This is a genomic window from Desulfobacter curvatus DSM 3379, from assembly GCF_000373985.1.
In the GTDB taxonomy this organism is placed as follows: domain Bacteria; phylum Desulfobacterota; class Desulfobacteria; order Desulfobacterales; family Desulfobacteraceae; genus Desulfobacter; species Desulfobacter curvatus.
In genome coordinates this window covers 1-18,304 of record NZ_KB893066.1, presented here as the reverse complement: position 1 = coordinate 18,304, position 18,304 = coordinate 1, and the positions used below count along the sequence as shown (strand labels likewise).

The 18,304-nt window shown below is 48.5% G+C and carries 14 protein-coding genes; 9 read left to right on the top strand and 5 right to left on the bottom strand.

Going from position 1 to position 18,304, the window contains the following annotated elements; all coding sequences use genetic code 11:
* Window positions 1–10: 10 nt before the first annotated feature.
* Window positions 11–1,222, top strand: a complete 1,212-nt coding sequence (locus B147_RS0114970) for a hypothetical protein (protein WP_020588011.1) — start codon at window positions 11–13, stop codon at window positions 1,220–1,222.
* Between the two features lie 89 nt (window positions 1,223–1,311).
* Here the strand turns inward: B147_RS0114970 and clpB are convergent, their stop codons facing one another.
* Window positions 1,312–3,924, bottom strand: coding sequence for an ATP-dependent chaperone ClpB (gene clpB, locus B147_RS0114965; protein ID WP_020588010.1), 2,613 nt, complete (start codon window positions 3,922–3,924; stop codon window positions 1,312–1,314).
* A gap of 162 nt (window positions 3,925–4,086) precedes the next feature.
* On the opposite strand from clpB, the gene B147_RS0114960 reads away from it, so the two are divergent.
* Window positions 4,087–5,007, top strand: a complete 921-nt coding sequence (locus B147_RS0114960) for an HD-GYP domain-containing protein (RefSeq protein WP_020588009.1) — start codon at window positions 4,087–4,089, stop codon at window positions 5,005–5,007.
* Here the strand turns inward: B147_RS0114960 and B147_RS0114955 are convergent.
* Both B147_RS0114955 and B147_RS30385 read right to left on the bottom strand, forming a co-directional pair.
* Window positions 4,979–6,100: a tRNA-queuosine alpha-mannosyltransferase domain-containing protein gene (locus B147_RS0114955; RefSeq protein ID WP_425387033.1), complete on the bottom strand. Its 1,122-nt coding sequence runs from the start codon at window positions 6,098–6,100 to the stop codon at window positions 4,979–4,981. The genes B147_RS0114960 and B147_RS0114955 overlap by 29 nt on opposite strands.
* A gap of 14 nt (window positions 6,101–6,114) precedes the next feature.
* Entirely contained in the window at window positions 6,115–6,909 is a 795-nt protein-coding gene (locus B147_RS30385; protein ID WP_157237899.1) for a GGDEF domain-containing protein, read from the bottom strand.
* Window positions 6,910–7,495: 586 nt separating this feature from the next.
* On the opposite strand from B147_RS30385, the gene B147_RS0114945 reads away from it, so the two are divergent.
* The 6 genes from B147_RS0114945 to B147_RS28540 all read left to right on the top strand — a co-directional run bounded on the left by B147_RS0114945 (window position 7,496) and on the right by B147_RS28540 (window position 15,783).
* On the top strand, window positions 7,496–9,592 hold the full coding sequence (locus tag B147_RS0114945; protein ID WP_083927913.1) for an acetate--CoA ligase family protein: 2,097 nt from the start codon (window positions 7,496–7,498) through the stop codon (window positions 9,590–9,592).
* 83 nt (window positions 9,593–9,675) lie between these two features.
* The gene (locus B147_RS0114940) at window positions 9,676–10,530 is read left to right on the top strand and encodes a histidinol-phosphatase (RefSeq protein ID WP_020588005.1); all 855 of its coding nucleotides are present in this window, start codon (window positions 9,676–9,678) and stop codon (window positions 10,528–10,530) included.
* A gap of 48 nt (window positions 10,531–10,578) precedes the next feature.
* Complete coding sequence (gene dtd / locus B147_RS0114935) at window positions 10,579–11,025, top strand: D-aminoacyl-tRNA deacylase (protein ID WP_020588004.1); 447 nt, start codon at window positions 10,579–10,581, stop codon at window positions 11,023–11,025.
* A 27-nt stretch (window positions 11,026–11,052) separates the two neighbouring features.
* Window positions 11,053–11,811: an RNA methyltransferase gene (locus B147_RS0114930; RefSeq protein ID WP_157237898.1), complete on the top strand. Its 759-nt coding sequence runs from the start codon at window positions 11,053–11,055 to the stop codon at window positions 11,809–11,811.
* 289 nt (window positions 11,812–12,100) lie between these two features.
* Window positions 12,101–13,063, top strand: a complete 963-nt coding sequence (locus B147_RS0114925; RefSeq protein ID WP_020588002.1) for an ABC transporter substrate-binding protein — start codon at window positions 12,101–12,103, stop codon at window positions 13,061–13,063.
* Window positions 13,051–15,783 (top strand): response regulator, encoded by a 2,733-nt coding sequence (locus tag B147_RS28540; RefSeq protein ID WP_020588001.1) that lies wholly within the window; start codon window positions 13,051–13,053, stop codon window positions 15,781–15,783. Before B147_RS0114925 ends, B147_RS28540 begins: the two co-directional genes overlap by 13 nt.
* 116 nt (window positions 15,784–15,899) lie before the next feature.
* Here B147_RS28540 and B147_RS30380 read toward each other — a convergent pair whose 3' ends face one another.
* Window positions 15,900–16,583, bottom strand: coding sequence for an OmpA family protein (locus tag B147_RS30380; RefSeq protein ID WP_020588000.1), 684 nt, complete (start codon window positions 16,581–16,583; stop codon window positions 15,900–15,902).
* A gap of 368 nt (window positions 16,584–16,951) precedes the next feature.
* On the opposite strand from B147_RS30380, the gene B147_RS0114900 reads away from it, so the two are divergent.
* Window positions 16,952–17,428, top strand: coding sequence for a DUF3124 domain-containing protein (locus B147_RS0114900; RefSeq protein WP_020587998.1), 477 nt, complete (start codon window positions 16,952–16,954; stop codon window positions 17,426–17,428).
* A 75-nt stretch (window positions 17,429–17,503) separates the two neighbouring features.
* On the opposite strand, the gene B147_RS0114895 is transcribed toward B147_RS0114900, so the two are convergent.
* The gene (locus B147_RS0114895; RefSeq protein ID WP_020587997.1) at window positions 17,504–17,839 is read right to left on the bottom strand and encodes an STAS domain-containing protein; all 336 of its coding nucleotides are present in this window, start codon (window positions 17,837–17,839) and stop codon (window positions 17,504–17,506) included.
* Between the last annotated feature and the right edge of the window lie 465 nt (window positions 17,840–18,304).

The window sequence follows — 18,304 nt, the reverse complement described above, 5'->3', positions numbered from 1 at the left end:
ATCTAAACCCTTGTTAAACGGCATCATCATCATTATTGCTTTAATTTTAGGCGGCTATTTTGCCTTTTCCAAACGGCTGTCCCAATCTTTAAATTGGAAAGCCACGGTCACGCCTTTGGCGTCAATCATGGGAAGCGGTTTTTTGATCAGTGCACCGCTTCTGGCCGGGATCGTCGGCAACCTGGCTGTAATATGCATGGCATTGCTTCTTGTTTCGGCATACCTTGTGGGTGAGGCTATCCGGTTCAACATCCGTCATTTTGAACCCATTGAAAACCAGGGACGCGGCCTGGCGCAAGATGTGGCTTTTTTCTCCAGGATCGTTCTGACCTGTGCGTATTTTATCTCAATCACCTATTACCTGCAGTTGCTGGCAGCCTTTCTTCTCAACACTTTCAGTATTAAAAACGAAATCGCGGCAAACAGCATCACCACAGCCCTTCTGGTGACCATCGGGGGAATCGGAATGTGGCGGGGACTGGATGAATTGGAAAAGGTTGAAAAATATGCCATTGCCCTAAATCTCGGCATGATAGGGGCTCTTTTAGCCGGTCTCTGCGTTTATAATTTTCAACTGGCCGCAGACGGACTTTGGGCACTGCCCCAAGTTTCATCCACGATTAATTTTCATGATCTAAGAGTGCTGCTCGGGCTTTTGATTGTTGTACAGGGATTTGAAACCTCCCGCTATCTTGGGCAGGAACATACTGCAGATCAAAGAATCCGCACCATGCGGACTGCCCAGTTGATCTCCACAGGCATTTATCTGGCCTTCATTGCCCTGGCAACCATACTGTTTCACAAAGATCTTGGATCGGATGTAACCGCAATCATCAGCATGTCAACGCCTGTGGCTGCCGTTCTGCCGCTGCTGCTTTCCGTTGCTGCCATCGGCAGCCAATTCAGTGCGTCTGTGGCAGACACCTCAGGGGCCGGCGGGTTAATCCAGGATATCCTCGAGGGCAAGCTCTCCATTCGAGCCACGTACCTGTTGATTATTATTGTCACAGTGGCACTGACCTGGGCAACCAATGTCAATGAAATTATTGCCTATGCCTCAAGGGCATTTGCCCTTTATTATACCTTGCAATGCAGTGTTGCATGGATTGTTGCCCGGCAGAACCGTAACGGTCTCAACAGATCAACACAACGTCTTTGGCTTTTTGGATCGCTGGCCCTTGTTTGCCTTTTGGTGTTTATTTTTGGTATCCCATCGGGATAACCGCCGCATAACAAACAAAACCCCCCGGGGCTGCAAAACCTTAGGTGCAACCCCGGGGGTTTGTTTTCCTTTTTTTCTTACGGGAGAGGTTATCCCGCAACCTTCATACTTTTGGGACCATGGCCGAGCACAAGCCGGTCTTCGTCCTTGTCAAAACGGAAGTATACTGTCTCGCCTTCAAGATACTCCCCTTTGAGCAATGCCATGGACAGCGGGTTCTCAATTTCCTGCTGGATCACACGCTTGAGCGGACGAGCGCCAAACCCAGGGTCATACCCCTTCCGGGCCACAAAGGTCATGGCATCATCATCCAGGTGAACCGCCAGGTTCCTGCCGGCCAGCCGCCGGTTCAGGGCAGCAATCTGGATGGCTGCGATATCCATGATATGTTCGCGTTCCAGGGCATGGAAGGTGATGATCTCATCAATCCGGTTTAGGAACTCCGGCCTGAACGCGGCTTTAAGCGCCTGCTGCACTGCCTGTTCCACCTCATTATTGGAAATGCCTTCCTTCCCTGCTTCAAGCAGGATCCTGGACCCGATATTGGATGTCATGATGATGATGGTGTTCCTGAAATCCACAGTCCGGCCATGGCCATCGGTCATCCGGCCGTCATCCAGGGCCTGGAGCAGGATGTTGAACACGTCCGGGTGGGCCTTTTCAATCTCGTCAAACAGGATCACACTGTAGGGCCTGCGCCGCACCGCCTCAGTGAGGTATCCGCCCTGGTCATATCCCACATATCCGGGAGGGGCGCCGATGAGCCGGGCCACACTGTGCTTTTCCATGTACTCGGACATATCCAGCCGCACCATGGCATCCTTGGAATCAAACATGAACTCGGCCAGGGACTTGGCAAGTTCGGTTTTACCTACACCCGTGGGACCCATAAAAATAAAGGTACCGATGGGCCGGTCTTCGGGCTGCAGGCCGGACCTGGCGCGCCGCACGGCATTGGAGACCGCATCAATAGCCTTTTCCTGGCCGATCACCCGTTTGGCAATATAGGATTCCATGGTGATCAATTTTTCCTGCTCACCCTGAAGCATCTTGGAAACGGGGATCCCGGTCCAGGTGGAAACCACCTCGGCCACATCAGCCTCTTCCACGTCTTCTTTGAGCATCTTGCAGGTCTGCTGCAAAGTTTCAAGGCTCTGTTTTTTCTCCTCAATTTTTCGGTTCAGCTCCGCAATGGTGCCGTAACGGATCTGGGCGACTTTTTCAAAGTCCCCTGCACGTTCGGCAAGCTGGGCCTCGGTCTGGAACCGGTCAATATCTTCCCGCATGGCCGAAATCTCCCGGATAATGGATTTCTCATTATCCCAGTGCAGTTTCAAAGGCCGGATCTCCTCTTCCATAGCTGCAATATTTTTTTCCAGATGTTCAAGGCGCTCCTTGGAGGCTTTGTCCTTCTCCTTGAGCAGGGCCTGGCGCTCAATGGCCGCCTGGGTCAGCCGCCGCTGGATCTCGTCAATGGCCCGGGGCATGGAGTCAATCTCAATACGCAGCCGGGATGCGCACTCATCAATGAGGTCAATGGCTTTGTCCGGTAAAAACCGGTCTGCAATGTACCTGTGGGAAAGCGTAGCCGCCGCCACCAGGGCAGAGTCCTTGATCCGGATGCCATGGTGCACCTCATATTTTTCCTTCAAGCCCCTGAGGATGGAGATGGTATCTTCCACGGTGGGCTCCTTGGCCATGACCGGCTGAAAACGCCGCTCCAGGGCAGCATCCTTTTCAATATATTTTCTATACTCGTCCAGGGTGGTGGCCCCCACACAGCGCAGACTGCCCCTTGCCAGGGCAGGTTTAAGCATGTTAGAGGCATCCACTGATCCTTCGGCAGCACCGGCCCCAACCACCGTATGCAACTCGTCGATGAATAAAACGATTTCCCCTTCGGCAGCCTCAACCTCTTTTAACACCGCTTTGAGACGGTCCTCAAATTCGCCCCTAAATTTTGCTCCGGCAAGCAAAGCCCCCATATCCAGGGCAATGACTCGACGGTTTTTCAGGGTTTCGGACACATCGCCTTCCACAATCCGCTGGGCCAGGCCCTCCACAATGGCGGTTTTACCTACGCCCGGCTCACCAATGAGCACGGGGTTGTTTTTCCGGCGCCGGGACAAAACCTGGACAATTCGCCGGATCTCCTCATCCCGGCCAATAACCGGGTCCAGTTTCCCTTGGCGGGCCAGATCTGTCAGGTCTTTTCCGAATTTTTCCAAAGACTGATATTTGTCTTCGGGGTTCTGGTCGGTCACCCGCTGGTTTCCTCGAATGTCCTTGAGCACGGACAGGATCACATCCCTTGTAACACCCAAGCTTGTAAGGATTTCGCCGGCCTTGTCTTTACCCTGGGTCAAGCTGATCAGGATATGTTCAAGGCTGACATACTGGTCCTTCATCTTTGCGGCTTCCTTAAAGGCCAAATCCAGCATCTTTCGCCCGGGTTCGGACAGATAGGGCTGCCCGCCGGATACCTTGACCATATTGTCCAGGGCAGAAGAGACACGCTGTACGGCAGCACCGGGAGCGACGCCTATTTTATTAAATATGGAGACAGCAATGCCCTGGTCATCAGCCAGCATGGCCCCTAAAAAGTGGATGGGCTCAATGGCCTGCTGCCCCTTATCAACAGCAAGCGTGTGTGCCCGCTGGAACAGTTCCTGGGATTTTACCGTCAATTTATCAAAGTTCATAATATATCTCCATTTTTTGTTTGTATTACTTTTTATTCATTGTAGTGTAAAAGTAATGCCAGTTTTATCATCGTCAAGACTTGTTTCAAATTAACTTTATCCTTGCAGGCAAAAAATGGTATGGTTAATTTATACCATTAACCCTAAGGCGATTTAAATAAAATGGACGAAGACTTCATTCCTGTTAAAAAGTCTCAAATTTCATTGTTTAAAAGTTTTCCTCTTTTCTATTTTTCAAAGGAAAACGAACCACTGCTTTATAAAAAGGAAGGCGAACGGATCAAGGCATCCCGGATCAAGGACGAACAATTTCCAGATCTTTTTATCCGCGCGTCTGACAGGGAAAACGCCTCCCATGCCCTTTACAAAACCATGAACGCACATTTGGCGGAAACCATTTTCTCCCAAGGTCTTGTTCCCATACGGCAGGCGTTGGCGACCCTTGTCCAGGAAGCCCTGGAAGGCCCGTTGAATGTTTCAGGACAAATGCTGCCGGAAACCATAGAGATCCTGTTCCAAGGGTACAACGAAAATAAAACCCTGGTGGAATCCCTGGCAAAACTGTCCGGTTCTTCAGACAAGCTGGTGGAGCACACCGTAAATATTTTGTCCTTGACCATGCAGTTCTGCACATTCCATCACTATGCCGAGGCAAAGGTCAAAACGCTCGGGGTCAGTGCCATTCTCCATGACATCGGCTGCACACAACTTTCTTCCGAGATCAACCACACCAAGACCAAACTATCAGATGCCCAGTTCAAGGAAGTTCAAACTCATACGGTAAAGGGGCACCGCATTATTAAAGAAAGCACCTGTTTTGAACCGGAAATTGCCATGGTTGCCCTGACGCATCATGAAAAATTAGATGGTTCGGGCTACCCCAAGGGTATTGTCGATATATCAGAGGAAGCTGAACTCATAGGGCTGATCAACAGCTACGAACCTTTGGCCTACCGGGGGACCAGCCGCCATGCGGATCCCCAAAAACCGTATAATTCTCTGCAAATTTTAAAAAACGAAGTCATGGCAGGCAAATACAGCAAGCAGATGTTTGTCAATTTCTGCTCCTGCTTGACCCGATAACCTGATATAACGCCTTATCCCATTTTCCCGCCATATGCGCCCAGGCGAACCCTGCGGCATGGGCCGCTAATGCCACAGTTTTATCCCGATAGGCACCAGGCTGCACCAGAAGATGTTCCAGCCTGGTTTCAAGGTCAGCGTCATCCTGGTAAAGAACATCAGGTTTCACCTGCCCGGGGATCAGTTCCGGGTATGACAAACGATTCGGCAGCAAGGGAAAACATCCATGGGCCACGGCCTCCATCACTGAAATACCAAAATTTTCCTGGATGGCAGTACTGATCACCACACTGCCTTTGGCCAGCCATTTTCTATAATCCGCCGCCTGTTCCTGGTACCCGCAGACAAGCAACTCAGCACAAAACCGGTCCTCAATGCCCCTAAACGCTTTTGGAACGGTGTCATACTGTTCACCCATAACAGCCAGGTAAAACAGAATGCCACGGCGTTTCAGCCGTTCCAGTACGTTGAAAAAGGCCTTTGGATTTTTATCATACTCCCACCGGTGGTTCCAGATCACCAAAGGTCTGTCAAGACTGCTGGGTTGCGTCTCCGGAATAACACAAGACCTGGAATCCAAATCAATACCCGGATACAATATACGGGTTTTATCCCGGATTTTATCCAGAACCCATCCCGGGCGAAGATCCGGCATTTTACGAATCAAACGTTTTGCAGCGCTGAAAAAGTCATCCCTGTGGAATTGTGAATTAAAAAATACGCCATCCGCAGCCAAGGCAGATATGATATTGGTAAACCCCAGATGGAAATCCCTTTTTTCACCGGGCTCCAGGGGATAACTTAGCTGATTTTCATGGAAATAAAGCGCCACGGGCGGGCATTGCGGCCCGGCCAGGGCTTTGAAATCGGTGACATCTACCATATCTGTGGCCAAGACAAGATCATAATCGTTAAAATTTTCAACCTGCCGGACAAATGCCAGTGCACTGCCGCGCATCCGCCACTTCCAAAATCTGGGAGCAAGGGATAAAATATCCACCTGGTGGCCGGAACAGCCGGCAAAACCGTCTGCCACAGCCTTGTGGGACCCACCGTAAAAAGGCTCAAGGAATAATATTTTCAAAAAATCCACCTGAAACGATTCAGCTACACATTATCTTTCACGAATAGGATGGTCACCTGATTTTTCCCTTGTTCCTTGCTTTGGTAACAGGCAGCATCTGCCACGTGCAACAGTTGTGAATATTTCACATTATTATCATGGTGAAAGGCGATGCCGATACTTGCACTAAGGCCGGTATAATGATGTGACCCAGGAAAAGAAATTTTTTCAATGTCTTGCAGAATATTATCCGCGATCTCTTTAACCTCATTAATATCATCAAGGAAGAGGCAGGCAACAAATTCATCCCCACCAAGGCGGGCGACAGAGTCATCCGACCTGAGAGATTTCACCAAAATATCCGCAACCTGTTTTAACGCTCTATCGCCTGTTTGATGACCAAACGTGTCGTTTATAGGTTTGAAGTTATCAAGATCAAGAAACAAAACAGCAACACCGTGATGTGTTAAAGGGGTATTGACTTCAAACTGATTTTCAAATTCACTTCGATTCAACAAGTCCACAAGAGGATCATGGGTCGCCCGATAACGCATGGTATAGGTCAGCTTAAAATTATGCAGAAGCGTCCTGTTGTTGTTACGCCCTATTCTGTCCATAACCAATACATAAAACACAAACATAACGGCAAGCGAAAAAAAAGTGGGGCCCCCATGGGACATCAATTTTGTGATTACAAGCATACACGCAGAGAACATGAAGAGCTGAAATGTCTGGAAATCAACCGCATGGGTACCGGAAGCGGCTGCAGTCAAACCAACAATACCAAAATATATCAAAGCTTGATATTCAACCGAAAGATCGTCAAAAAACAGCCACATGGCTATGCCGTATACAATTCCGGAACCCAAAGTCGTCAGACGATAACTGTTGAGCCAGAACCTGGGTGTCAAACGCTCTTTTTTGTTTTTATATCCATGCCACAATGCCAGCCTGACGACGCCAATCAAAACCCCTGAAATCGACCAGACTAATAATGACAGCGAGGCGATTTGAGTCCATATGGACCCGGAAACAACCAAAAATACGGCAAGACTGCCGATTATAGAGGCCGGTGCATTACCATACAAAGAGTTCAGTGTGTTATCGGTAATCCACTGTTTATATTTCACACTGGGATCTGATCTTTTCTCATCATAGTGCATATTTGTGTGATGTAATCCACCTCTTTGGTTATGAATTTTTTGGATCTTGGGCAGCCTACTATCTCATACCTTAGTTTTTTTTCATATCGTTCTTTTCTTAATCACCGATTCAGGGTGCATGGGATTGACATTGAAAATATGGCAATCTTATGGTATTATAACCTATATTGTTCAACAGCATTTAACTTGTTAAGACAATACATATCCTGCCAAGATAAAAGTTCATCCATTGCTTTTACGCGGCTAAAGAGAAAGGATATCTATGATGATGAATTCACACAATCTGGATATTCTATTCAAACCAAAGGCGATTGTCGCGGTGGGTGCGTCCAGCAATCCCTCCAAGATCGGTGGCCGTATCTTTCGCTATACCAAAGACAACGGCTATGCCGGTACGCTGTATCCAATCAACGCTCAGCATCGTAACGTACAGGGGGTGCCCACGTTACCCTCCATTGCCGATCTGCCGGCCGGTGTGGATCTGGCCTATGTCATGGTACCGGCACCGGCCGTGGTTGAGATTATGGAGAAACTTGCCGAACGTGAAGTGAAGGCTGCGATAATTTTCAGTTCCGGGTTTGCCGAGATGAGCACTGAGGGCACCGCGGCACAACAACGAATTGCCGATATCGCCCACGAATCAGGCATGCGCGTGTTAGGTCCCAATTGTATGGGAGTCATCAACATCAATAACGGCATGGTGGGGACGTTTGCACGGACCTTTGATCAGGGCTTACCCGCGCCCGGGGTAATCGGTTTTGCAAGCCAGAGTGGCGCCTTTGGCTCCTACGGTTTGTATCTCTGCTTAAAGCATGGCCTGGGCATCAACCTATGGTGCACCACAGGCAACGAAGTCGATGTGGACGTGGCCGAATGCCTGGAGTACATGGCACTTGATCAGCAGACAAAAGTCATTTTGTGTTACATTGAGGGCTGCCGTAACCGCGATCGGCTCATTCATGCCCTGGAAATGGCCCGTAGCCGCAGTAAACCGGTGGTCATGCTCAAGGTGGGCCGCACACAGCTGGGAGCTATGGCTGCAGCATCTCATACAGCGTCGCTGGTGGGCACTGATGCGGTCTACGATGCCGTATTCCGGCAATACGGCGTACACCGGGTGAATTCCATTGAAGAGCTTTTGGATGTGGCTTACGTCTGTTCTGCCGGTATCTTTCCCAAATCCAACCGTGTGGGACTCCTCTCCGGTTCCGGTGGGGTTGCCGTGCTGATGGCGGATACGGCACCCGGCTTTGGTCTGGAAGCGCCGGAGCTATCCCAGGAGGCCCAGGCCAAGTTGAAACAGCTGATCCCGTTTTCAGCCACCCGGAACCCGGTGGACATGACCGCCCAGGCCACCTATAACCAGATGGTGGTAAAGGATTACATAGAGGTGGTGCTGGGACAAGACAACTTGGATTCTCTGGTCTGTTTCCTGCCTCCCGCCCGTACGCCTGAGTTTCGAAAGATGTTGCCTCCCGAATTGAAACGGTTACGGCAGCAATATCCCGACAAAGTACTGGTATTGTGCAGCAGCGAACGGCCGGAGGAAAAACAACCTTACGAAGAGGCGGGTTTTCTGGTCATTGAAGATCCGACCCGGGCTCTGCGCAGCGTGGCAGCGCTGTTTAACTACGGCCGTTCTTTCGCCCAGGTGCAGCAGGCAAAAGTAATGGAATCAACAGTGCTGGTACCGAAGCACGCCATGAGCGAGTACGAGGCAAAAAAACTGCTGGCAAAAGCAGGGATTCCCGTGATTACAGAGCGATTAACCAGCTCTGCCCAAGAGGCTCGCAGCGCGGCTGAGGCCTTAGGGTACCCGGTGGTGATGAAAATCGCCTCTGCCGACATCCTGCACAAAACCGAAATCGGCGGTGTGCTGCTGGATATCAATAATTCTAAGGCGGTTGTCAACGGCTTTCACACGTTGATGCGCAGAGCCCGGAAGGCAACGCCGAAAGCCCGGTTGGAAGGCGTCTTGATTGCACCGATGGTAACGGATGGGGTGGAGACGATCTTAGGTGTTAAGCGAGATCCCGTCTTTGGTCCGGTGGTGCTGTTCGGCCTTGGCGGCATTTTCGTCCAAGTGTTTAAGGATGTAGTCATGCGTTTGGCGCCGTTCGGAGAAGACGTAGCCGCACAGATGATCCGTGAGATCAATGGCTTTGCGCTGCTGGAAGGGGTGCGTGGGAAGAGGCCGGCGGATATCGAGGCCCTGATCCATGCGCTGACGACCCTATCTGCCTTTGCCGCAGCCAATGCCGATCGTCTGGAAAGTCTCGATTTGAACCCGTTTCTGGTGCTTCCCCGGGGTGAGGGAGCCATGGCTCTGGACGCCTTGATCGTTCCGCGTCAAATGTGATCCGCCTTTGGTAGTGCTTCTCTTCTGCAACCGGATCATCCGGATCTTGATTTTACTACCGGCTTGATGGTAAAGTCCGCCCCATGATTGATTCTGAACTCATATCCCTGCATGGTGGCCATTCAGGCCAGTTCTGCTGCCATGCCCAGGACAGTCTTGAAGACCTGATAAAAGCCTATATCAGCAAAGGATTTAAAGCCGTGGGCATCAGCGAGCACATGCCCCCGCCCGAACACCGGTTCCTCTACCCGGATGAGCTTGAGCAAGGCCTTTCGGTCAAGGATCTTGGGGATCGGTTTTCAAAATATTTTTTGGAACTGGAAAGGCTTAAACAAAAATATAAGTCAGATATCCGGATATTTAAGGGGTTTGAGACCGAAACCGTTACTGGCAGCCCGGCCTTGGTGCGGTCGTTGATCCGGGAATTTAATCCCGACTATATTGTGGGCTCGATCCATCATCTCAAGGACAGATGTTTTGACTATTCCAGGCAGGAGTATGAGGCCATTGCAGCGGAATTTAACGGTCTTGATCGCATGTATATGGCCTATTTTGACGCCCAGTATGAAATGATCCTGGATCTGCACCCCTTTGTTGTGGGTCATTTTGATCTTATCCGCATTTATGATCCGGACTTTGAAGCCCGGCTTGACCAACCTGAAATCAGCAAACGCATCCAGCGCAATCTTTCTGCGATCAAGGACCTGGGACTGGTGCTGGATTATAACCTGCGGCCCCTTGCCAAAGGAGAAAAAACACCTTACCTGACCCCGGCAATTCTGGCCAGGGCAAAGGAGCTGGGCATTCCCGTGGTTCCCGGAGACGACGCACACAGCAAAGAACAGGCAGGCATGTTTGTAAACACAGCAGTCCGGTCGTTAAAAGAGATGGGCTTTCCCACAACCTGGCCCAGGCCCCGGTGCATGACGCCCGCCTAAATTTCTTATCCTCAAATTGAAAACAGACCACAAATTTTAAGGAAACCGATGAAAGCCATTGTTCAACGGGTTAAAAAAGCCCATGTTACCGTAGACAACAAAATGATATCCAGCATTGGCGCAGGCCTTGTGGTACTTTTGGGCGTGGCCCATGGGGACACGGAAAAAGATGCCCAATACCTGGTGGACAAAATCATCAACTTAAGAATATTTGAAGATGACCAGGAAAAAATGAACCGGTCTCTGCTTGATGTCAAAGGAGAACTTTTAGTGGTCTCCCAGTTCACAATTATGGCAGACTGCCGCAAAGGGCGGCGCCCCTCGTTTACGGATGCCGCACCCCCGGAGCCTGCATGCCGGCTTTACCGCTTCTTTGCCGACAGGGCGGCCTCGTTAGGCGTTCCAGTGAAAAAAGGGAAATTCCAGGCCAATATGGATGTATCATTGATTAACCAAGGGCCTGTGACCCTGATTCTGGAATCCCCCGGGAATTAAAATCCAATGCCCAAGGATAAAAATAATATGGATCACCTCACGATTATCCTGGTCCGTCCCCAAGGCCCCATCAATATTGGTGCAGTGTGCCGGGTCATGATGAACTTTGGGTGCACCCGGCTGCGTCTCGTCAGCCCCTGCAGTGCCTACAAATCCCTTGAAGCAAAAAAAATGGCCCTGTCTGCATTTCATATCCTTGAACGGGCGCAAATATTTGACACCCTGGAACAGGCACTAGTTGACATCCATTCCGCCTACGGCACCACCCGCAGGTTCGGCAAATACAGAAAAGGGTTTTTAACCCCTGCCACGGCAGGGGCACAGATCCAAGCCCAGAGACAGGAACATCACAGTGCCCTGGTTATGGGACCGGAGGATACCGGACTTGAGACAAAGGATCTGGACCTGTGCCGGTATTTTATTACCATCCCCACCCACGACAGCTACCCGTCCATGAACCTGAGCCACTCCCTGGCAGTGCTGCTTTACGAAGCATCCCTTAAATCCGGTGCCGGAAAAAATTTCCATGACCCGGAGGTTAAAGACCCTGCCCCGGGAGCAGAACTTGAATCCATGTTTGCCCACATGAGAAAGACGCTTTTGGATATTGATTATCTTGATCCCCAGAACCCGGATCATCTGCTGCACACCTATCGCAGGATTTTTTCCAACGCCGGGTTGTCATCCAGGGATGTCAGAATCATCAGGGGACTTTTAAGCCGCATTGACTGGACCGAATCCCAGCGAAGATTAAAGCAGGCGGCCATTCATGAAGAAAAGGATTAAAACTGTCCTGATCTTAGACATTGTCGTCAATTTTTACCATCCCTTTCAACCATTTAACTATAATTTACCAAACTGTCGACAGGCTGAAAAAACTGTGTTAAATTTTTATTATAATTTCCGATAAATTTAATGCGTTGACAAAACTTCCTTAATCATTCTGTAAATAGAGCTGGGATAGTGTACCATCCATAATCTTTTGGCGCGCGATAACCGACACGCTCTTTTTTGACTGCTGTTTTTTAAACAAAGAAACCATTATGGGAAAGGAGCCGAACAGGAGGTAATTTTTATGATTTCAAAACAATTACTCACAGCATCCGTATTGATTCTTTTTTCCCTTTTTTACATTTTTCCGATCGAGGCGGAAGAGGTAAAATCTTCTGAACCCATTAAAATAATAATCAATGATTGGACAAGTCAGATCGTAAACAGCAAAATTCTTGGTCGCATTTACGAATCCATCGGTTATAAGGTCGAGTACCCATTTTATGCTGCGGATAAGCAATTCGGGGCAATGAATCTTGGATGGGCTCACATACAGGTAGAAATTTGGGAAGGCACAATGCTTGATGCCTTTGAAAACGTTAAACGAAAAAACGTTGTTGAGGTCGGTCTGCATCCGGCTCAGACAAGAGAAGAGTGGTGGTATCCGTCTTATGTAAAAAAATTATGCCCTGGTTTGCCTGACTACAAAGCACTGAATAAATGTGCACAACTATTTGCCACACCCACAAGTCATGGAAAGGGCGTTTATCTGGGAGGCCCCTGGGAAAAACCGGATGCCAAGAGGATAAAGGCGCTTGGACTCAATTTTGTGATTCAATTAGCCAAAAATTCTGACGAACTGACTGCCGTACTCCAGGCGGCTGTAAAAAACAAACACCCCATTTTGATGTTCAACTGGACACCCAACTGGACAGACTTTGCCTATGATGGCGAATTTGTAGAATTTCCGGCGTATGAAAAGAAGTGCGAAACAAATCCCGAGTGGGGTATAAATCCCTTGTTCACCCATGACTGTGGTAATCCAAAAGACGGGCGGTTGTTCAAAGGGGCTTGGAAAGGCGTGGAAAAAGAGTGGCCGTGCGCCTACCAGATACTTAAAAACATGAAAATGACCAACCGCATGATTGCAGAGGCGGCTTATCTTGTAGATATAGAAAAAAAAACCCATGATCAAGCTGCCCAAATTTGGATAAGCCGTCACCAGAATACAGTTAAAAGCTGGATACCGTCATCATGTTCTCACTGAAACATTCTTCCATTTCCCGTGCGGTCTACCTTTTGATGATCGTTGTGATCTTTGCCCCGACGGCAACGATCGGAACGGCTCTATTGGTAATTGATAAAAATAAAATAGAAAATAAAAATAAAAAGTTTCAAGAAAATACGGCAAAAATCATTGCATCAGCCATGCAGCAGCCGCTGTATGATTTTACCCCCCAAATTGATCTGCCGTTGATTGATTATATGGTAAATGACCAACGGGTTCTGGCAATCAGGGTATATGATTTTGAAAATCTGCCGTTTTCAAATTATTCCTCCGGTAACAAGACGAGTGAAAAAAGCAAAACAATAAGCCGGGATGTGATCTATCAAAAAAGAGTTATCGGTAGGATAGAAGTTGATTTCAGTGATGATATTCAGGACCAGTTTTTTCAAATCTTCGGTATTACGATTTTAATCTTGATTGTTCCCTTGGCAATCTCTTCCATTATATTTTTGAAATTTATCCGTTATAAAATTATCAATCCGATCCATTATCTTGAAAAACATTCCGGTAAAATTGCCCGGAATGAGCTTGATGAGCCGGTCAAAGCATTCAGCAATGATGAGTTTGGCAAACTGTCCCAATCCTTTGAATTCATGAGACAGAAGCTGAAAAAACAGATCCTCTCATTGGACAATCGCGTACAGGAAAAAACCCAGGCGTTGAATGATCTTAACCGATCCCTGAGAAGCCAGAATGCTGAACTTGAAAAGGCAAAGAAAACCGCTGAAGAGGCCGAAAAGGCGAAATCCGAGTTTCTGGCGAATATGAGCCACGAAATCCGCACGCCCATGAACGCCATCATCGGCATGAGTCATCTGGCACTGAGGACCGATTTGACTTTCAAGCAGCGGGATTATATCAATAAAATAGACGCGGCTGCCAATTCACTGTTGGGTTTAATAAACGACATTCTGGATTTTTCCAAAATTGAAGCCGGGAAACTGGACATTGAATCCGTGAAATTTGATATCGACGATGTCATGGCTGCTGCCGCAGACTTGACGACCATCAAGACAACGGAAAAAGGTCTGGAGTTGTTGGTGCATATATCTCCGAAAGTTCCCCGCTGCCTTATTGGAGATCCTCTCCGTTTAAAGCAGATCCTGGTTAATCTGGCAGGTAATGCATGTAAATTTACCGAGCAGGGTGAAGTAGAGCTCTCCTGCACATTGGATGGGCAGGAGGCAGACAAGGCTGTCCTGCGGTTCTGTGTGCGGGACACCGGAATTGGCATGACACAGGACCAGCAGGAGAGGCTGTTTCATGCCTTTTCCCAGGCTGACAATTCCTTTACCCGAAAATATGGCGGTACGGGATTAGGGCTTACCATTTCCAAACGCCTTTCGGAGTTAATGGGTGGCGGCATCGGCGTCAAGTCGGAACGTGGCAAGGGCTCCACATTCTTTTTTACGGTTCGGTTGGCAGTTGGTAACGATCAGGGTGGTCGTAAGCAGGTAACGGCCGACGATGATCTGCACCAGAAAAAAGTGCTTGTAATAGATGACAATGAAACCGCCAGGAAAATTTTTCAATCTTATCTGGAAAACATGGGATTCAGGGTTGAAACTGTTGTCAGTGGCATGTCCGGGCTTGACAGGCTTGAAACGTCAATTGGGATTGATCCCTTTGAAATTATTCTGTTAGATTGGAAAATGCCGGTCATGGACGGTATGGAAACCTGCCGCCGTATACACGCCATGACAGGCCTTGTGCCGATGCCCAAAATCATCATGGCCACAGCCTATTGCAAGTCAGAAGCCCAGGATCAGGCCCTTAAAGTAGGTTTGGACGGATTTGTGACCAAACCTGTGACCCAATCCACGCTTTACGACTCAATCATGGCGGCTTACGGACGCAAAGCGGCAAGCAGAAAACAAAAACTTGATGATTACCTGACCAAGGCAAAAGACAGACAGGGGGCACGTATTTTATTAGCAGAAGATAACCAAATCAATCAACAGATCGCATTGGAAATCTTAGAGAGTGCAGGGTTAGTCGTTGATGTTGCCGACAATGGCTGGGAAGCCGTGGATGCGGTAAAAACCCGGAAATACGATCTTGTGCTCATGGATATTCAGATGCCGAAGATGAACGGCATACAAGCCACGGCCAGGATTCGTGAATTTAAAACAGCCGGGCAGCTGCCCATCGTCGCCATGACGGCCCATGCCATGGCCGGCGACCGGGAAAAAAGCCTTGCCGCAGGTATGCAGGACCATGTTACCAAACCCATTGACCCCAAGGAACTGTTCAATGCGCTGATCCGTTGGATACCGCCGGTAAACAGGGAACTTTCAGAAAAAATCAATTCCGGCACAGGCGCTAAAATGCCAAAGGAAAACGTCTTGGATGATCTTCCGTCCGAACTGCCAGGATTTGATATAGAGGATGGTTTACGACGTGTTGCCGGTAACCGGCAACTATACCGGAAGCTGCTTCTCAAAGTCCGTCGAAATTATGCTGATGCCGCGGCAGATATCCGCGACTTAATAGAAAAAGGGCAAATGGAAGATGCCCAGCGTCTTGCACACTCGATTAAAGGCGTTGCCGGGAACCTGGGAGCCAATGCGTTACAGTCTGCAAGTTTGGAATTGGAGATGCACCTGAAAGAAGGAGCGCCTTTTGATGACGCGAGATTAGAACGTTTCGCCCATGAGATGGAAATCATTCAAAACGGGCTTAAAACCATCAAATCATAAAAAAGCACCCGGACATTTGACAAAGGTGGGAAAACGCTTTTCCTGCCAGGGGATGATTGGTTCCACCCCCTCCCCTGTACAGGATGTCAAAGGTCCGGGCCACTTTAGGCGGGAAATCAGGCTGCCGGCTGAATTCTAAATTCAACCCGCCGGTTGATCCGGGCGGCGGTCTGATCCGTTGTGGTGCGGATAGGAGATTTTTCCCCATAGCTGACTTCGGTCAGGCGCTGGGGGGCAATTCCAAGATTTACAAGAAAGGTCTTCACTGCATTGGCCCTTTTTTCCCCCAGTGCCATGTTATAATCCTGGGGACCACTTTGATCGCAATAGCCGATGATTTCAACACTTACCTCTGGATTGGCCGCCAGCCATGCGGCTTGTTCCCGGGCCAGTGCCTGGGCCTGTTCATCCAGTTGGCAGCTGTTAAAGGCAAAAAAGATCTGCCTGGACAAAAACTGCTGCCTTTGTTTGTCCAAAGGGGATTGTTCCGAATCCATTGGCATGGGACTTTCGTCAACTAAATTTTCATCGGTTTCAGAGGCCTCTGCTTCAAGGGCGGGTGCGGCGGCATCCTGTTCTTCAGGGACAGGTGTGGCGATATTCTGATTTTCAGTGGCAATGGCCTCAGATGGCACGGGCGCCTCGACGTTGATTGAAGAGTCCTGCCGTTCAATGGCGTCGGCATCGGTTGCCGTGGCTGTGATGGGTACGCAGAGAGTGAAAACCAAAAATCCTGCCGTCAGAGCCAAAGCAATTGAAAACATAGCCGGACGTGTTGCTTTTTCACTGTTGCATTTCATTGTTCATTTCCTTTCTTAAAATTCAGGTTAAGGCGAAAGACCAAATTCTTCCGCGTCCTTGCCATGCCAGTAGAGAGCAACCCCCATGCCACAATGATAATCAACTAAAATTAAAGATAATTTAACATTCAATACCGGTGAGATCGAAGGATAGGTTACAAGGATTTCATCTCGAATTACGTTTTTTGCACGGCAGGAACAGGGCAAACAGGCCGGTTGGTTTCATCGGGTATGCTGAGTCTAAAATGAAAAACGGGTGAGAAATTTTACCGGCCAGGCTTGCAAAAATGCGCACACTCAGGTTAGTCTTCATAAAATCAGAGAAAACGCGTTCCTGTTTAAAACGGCTCTCTTAAAGGTGGTTACGAATGACGGCAAAAAAATACTTGATAGGTTACCCGGTGTTGTTGATTGGACTGTTATTATGGGCAAAAGGTACGGCTTTTACCCAGGAAAGCCCAACGCTTTCAAAAGGACAAAAAATTTATGTCCCGGCATATTCACATATTTACACGGGCAATAGACAAATCCCTTCGCTTTTAACCGTAACTTTAAGTATCCGCAATACAGATATGCGCCACGCCATTGAAATTGTGTCCGTGGATTACTATGACACCAAGGGAGTCCTTATAAAAAAATACCTGCCCTCATCTGTTTTTCTCAAGGCCCTTGAATCCATACGCTATGTCGTGGACTACGATGATAAAACCGGCGGTTCCGGGGCCAATTTCATTGTTGAATGGCGATCTGAAAATTCAGTTAATCCTCCGATCATGGAAACCATCATGATCGGCTCAAGGTCTTCTTTCACATCCCGGGGCCGGGTCCTTCTTCCTGTTCAATGAAGCCCTAACTTCGGTATTTGATCATCAGCTTAGCAATATCATCTGACGGGGCAGAGCACCCGCTGCGGGCGATTATCACCCAATATTGCTCAAGGCGTCTTCAACGGTTTTAAATATTTTAAAAATGGAATAAAACCCTGACAGTTCAAACACCTCTTTGACAGATCCCTGTAAACCTGAAATAAAAAGTTCCTGACCCTTTGTCTTAAGATTTTTGGCTGATATGAGAACCACCATGAGGCCTGCACTGCTCATGTATTCCATTCCTTGAAGGTCCAGGATCACAATTTTTTGAACCGTTGCCGTGTATGTCGCAATCTCTTTTTCTATTTTTGGGGAATTAGATGCATCTATTTTCCCTGCAACGGAAACTACAAGTGCATCAGGATGGTCGTCTATGTTGATATCCACTTCACACTCCGAATTCTCTTTATTGAAGATACTATATCTTATGTTCAGTTACTTTTTACGATTCCGGTGTTTAAACCAGCCCCCCATTGCATCCGCGCCCCAAGGGGGATTGTGAATGTATCACCTTGATATTTTATTTACAGACTAAGCGCTGAAGCTAATGCAAAACGTATATCACATTTCAAATTATTTGGGTATACGGAAAGTTTTTCATCAGTGCTGACGCATAAATAATAAAAGGTCGGCCGAAGTTGTTCCGCCCACTCCTTTTTGGGAAAATTCCGCCTTTCCTTCTTTCAGAAGGCATCGGAAAGGTAGTTCTTCCTACACAAACCATGGCCTGTACCGAAGATTTTCATTCCGTCCGGGCATAGTTCTCCCCCATTCCAGGCTTGAAACTGTTTCGATTACCTGTCCGTGGTTGCCGTCTCACACTAATCGGAGTTGAAAGGGGGCGGACAGACG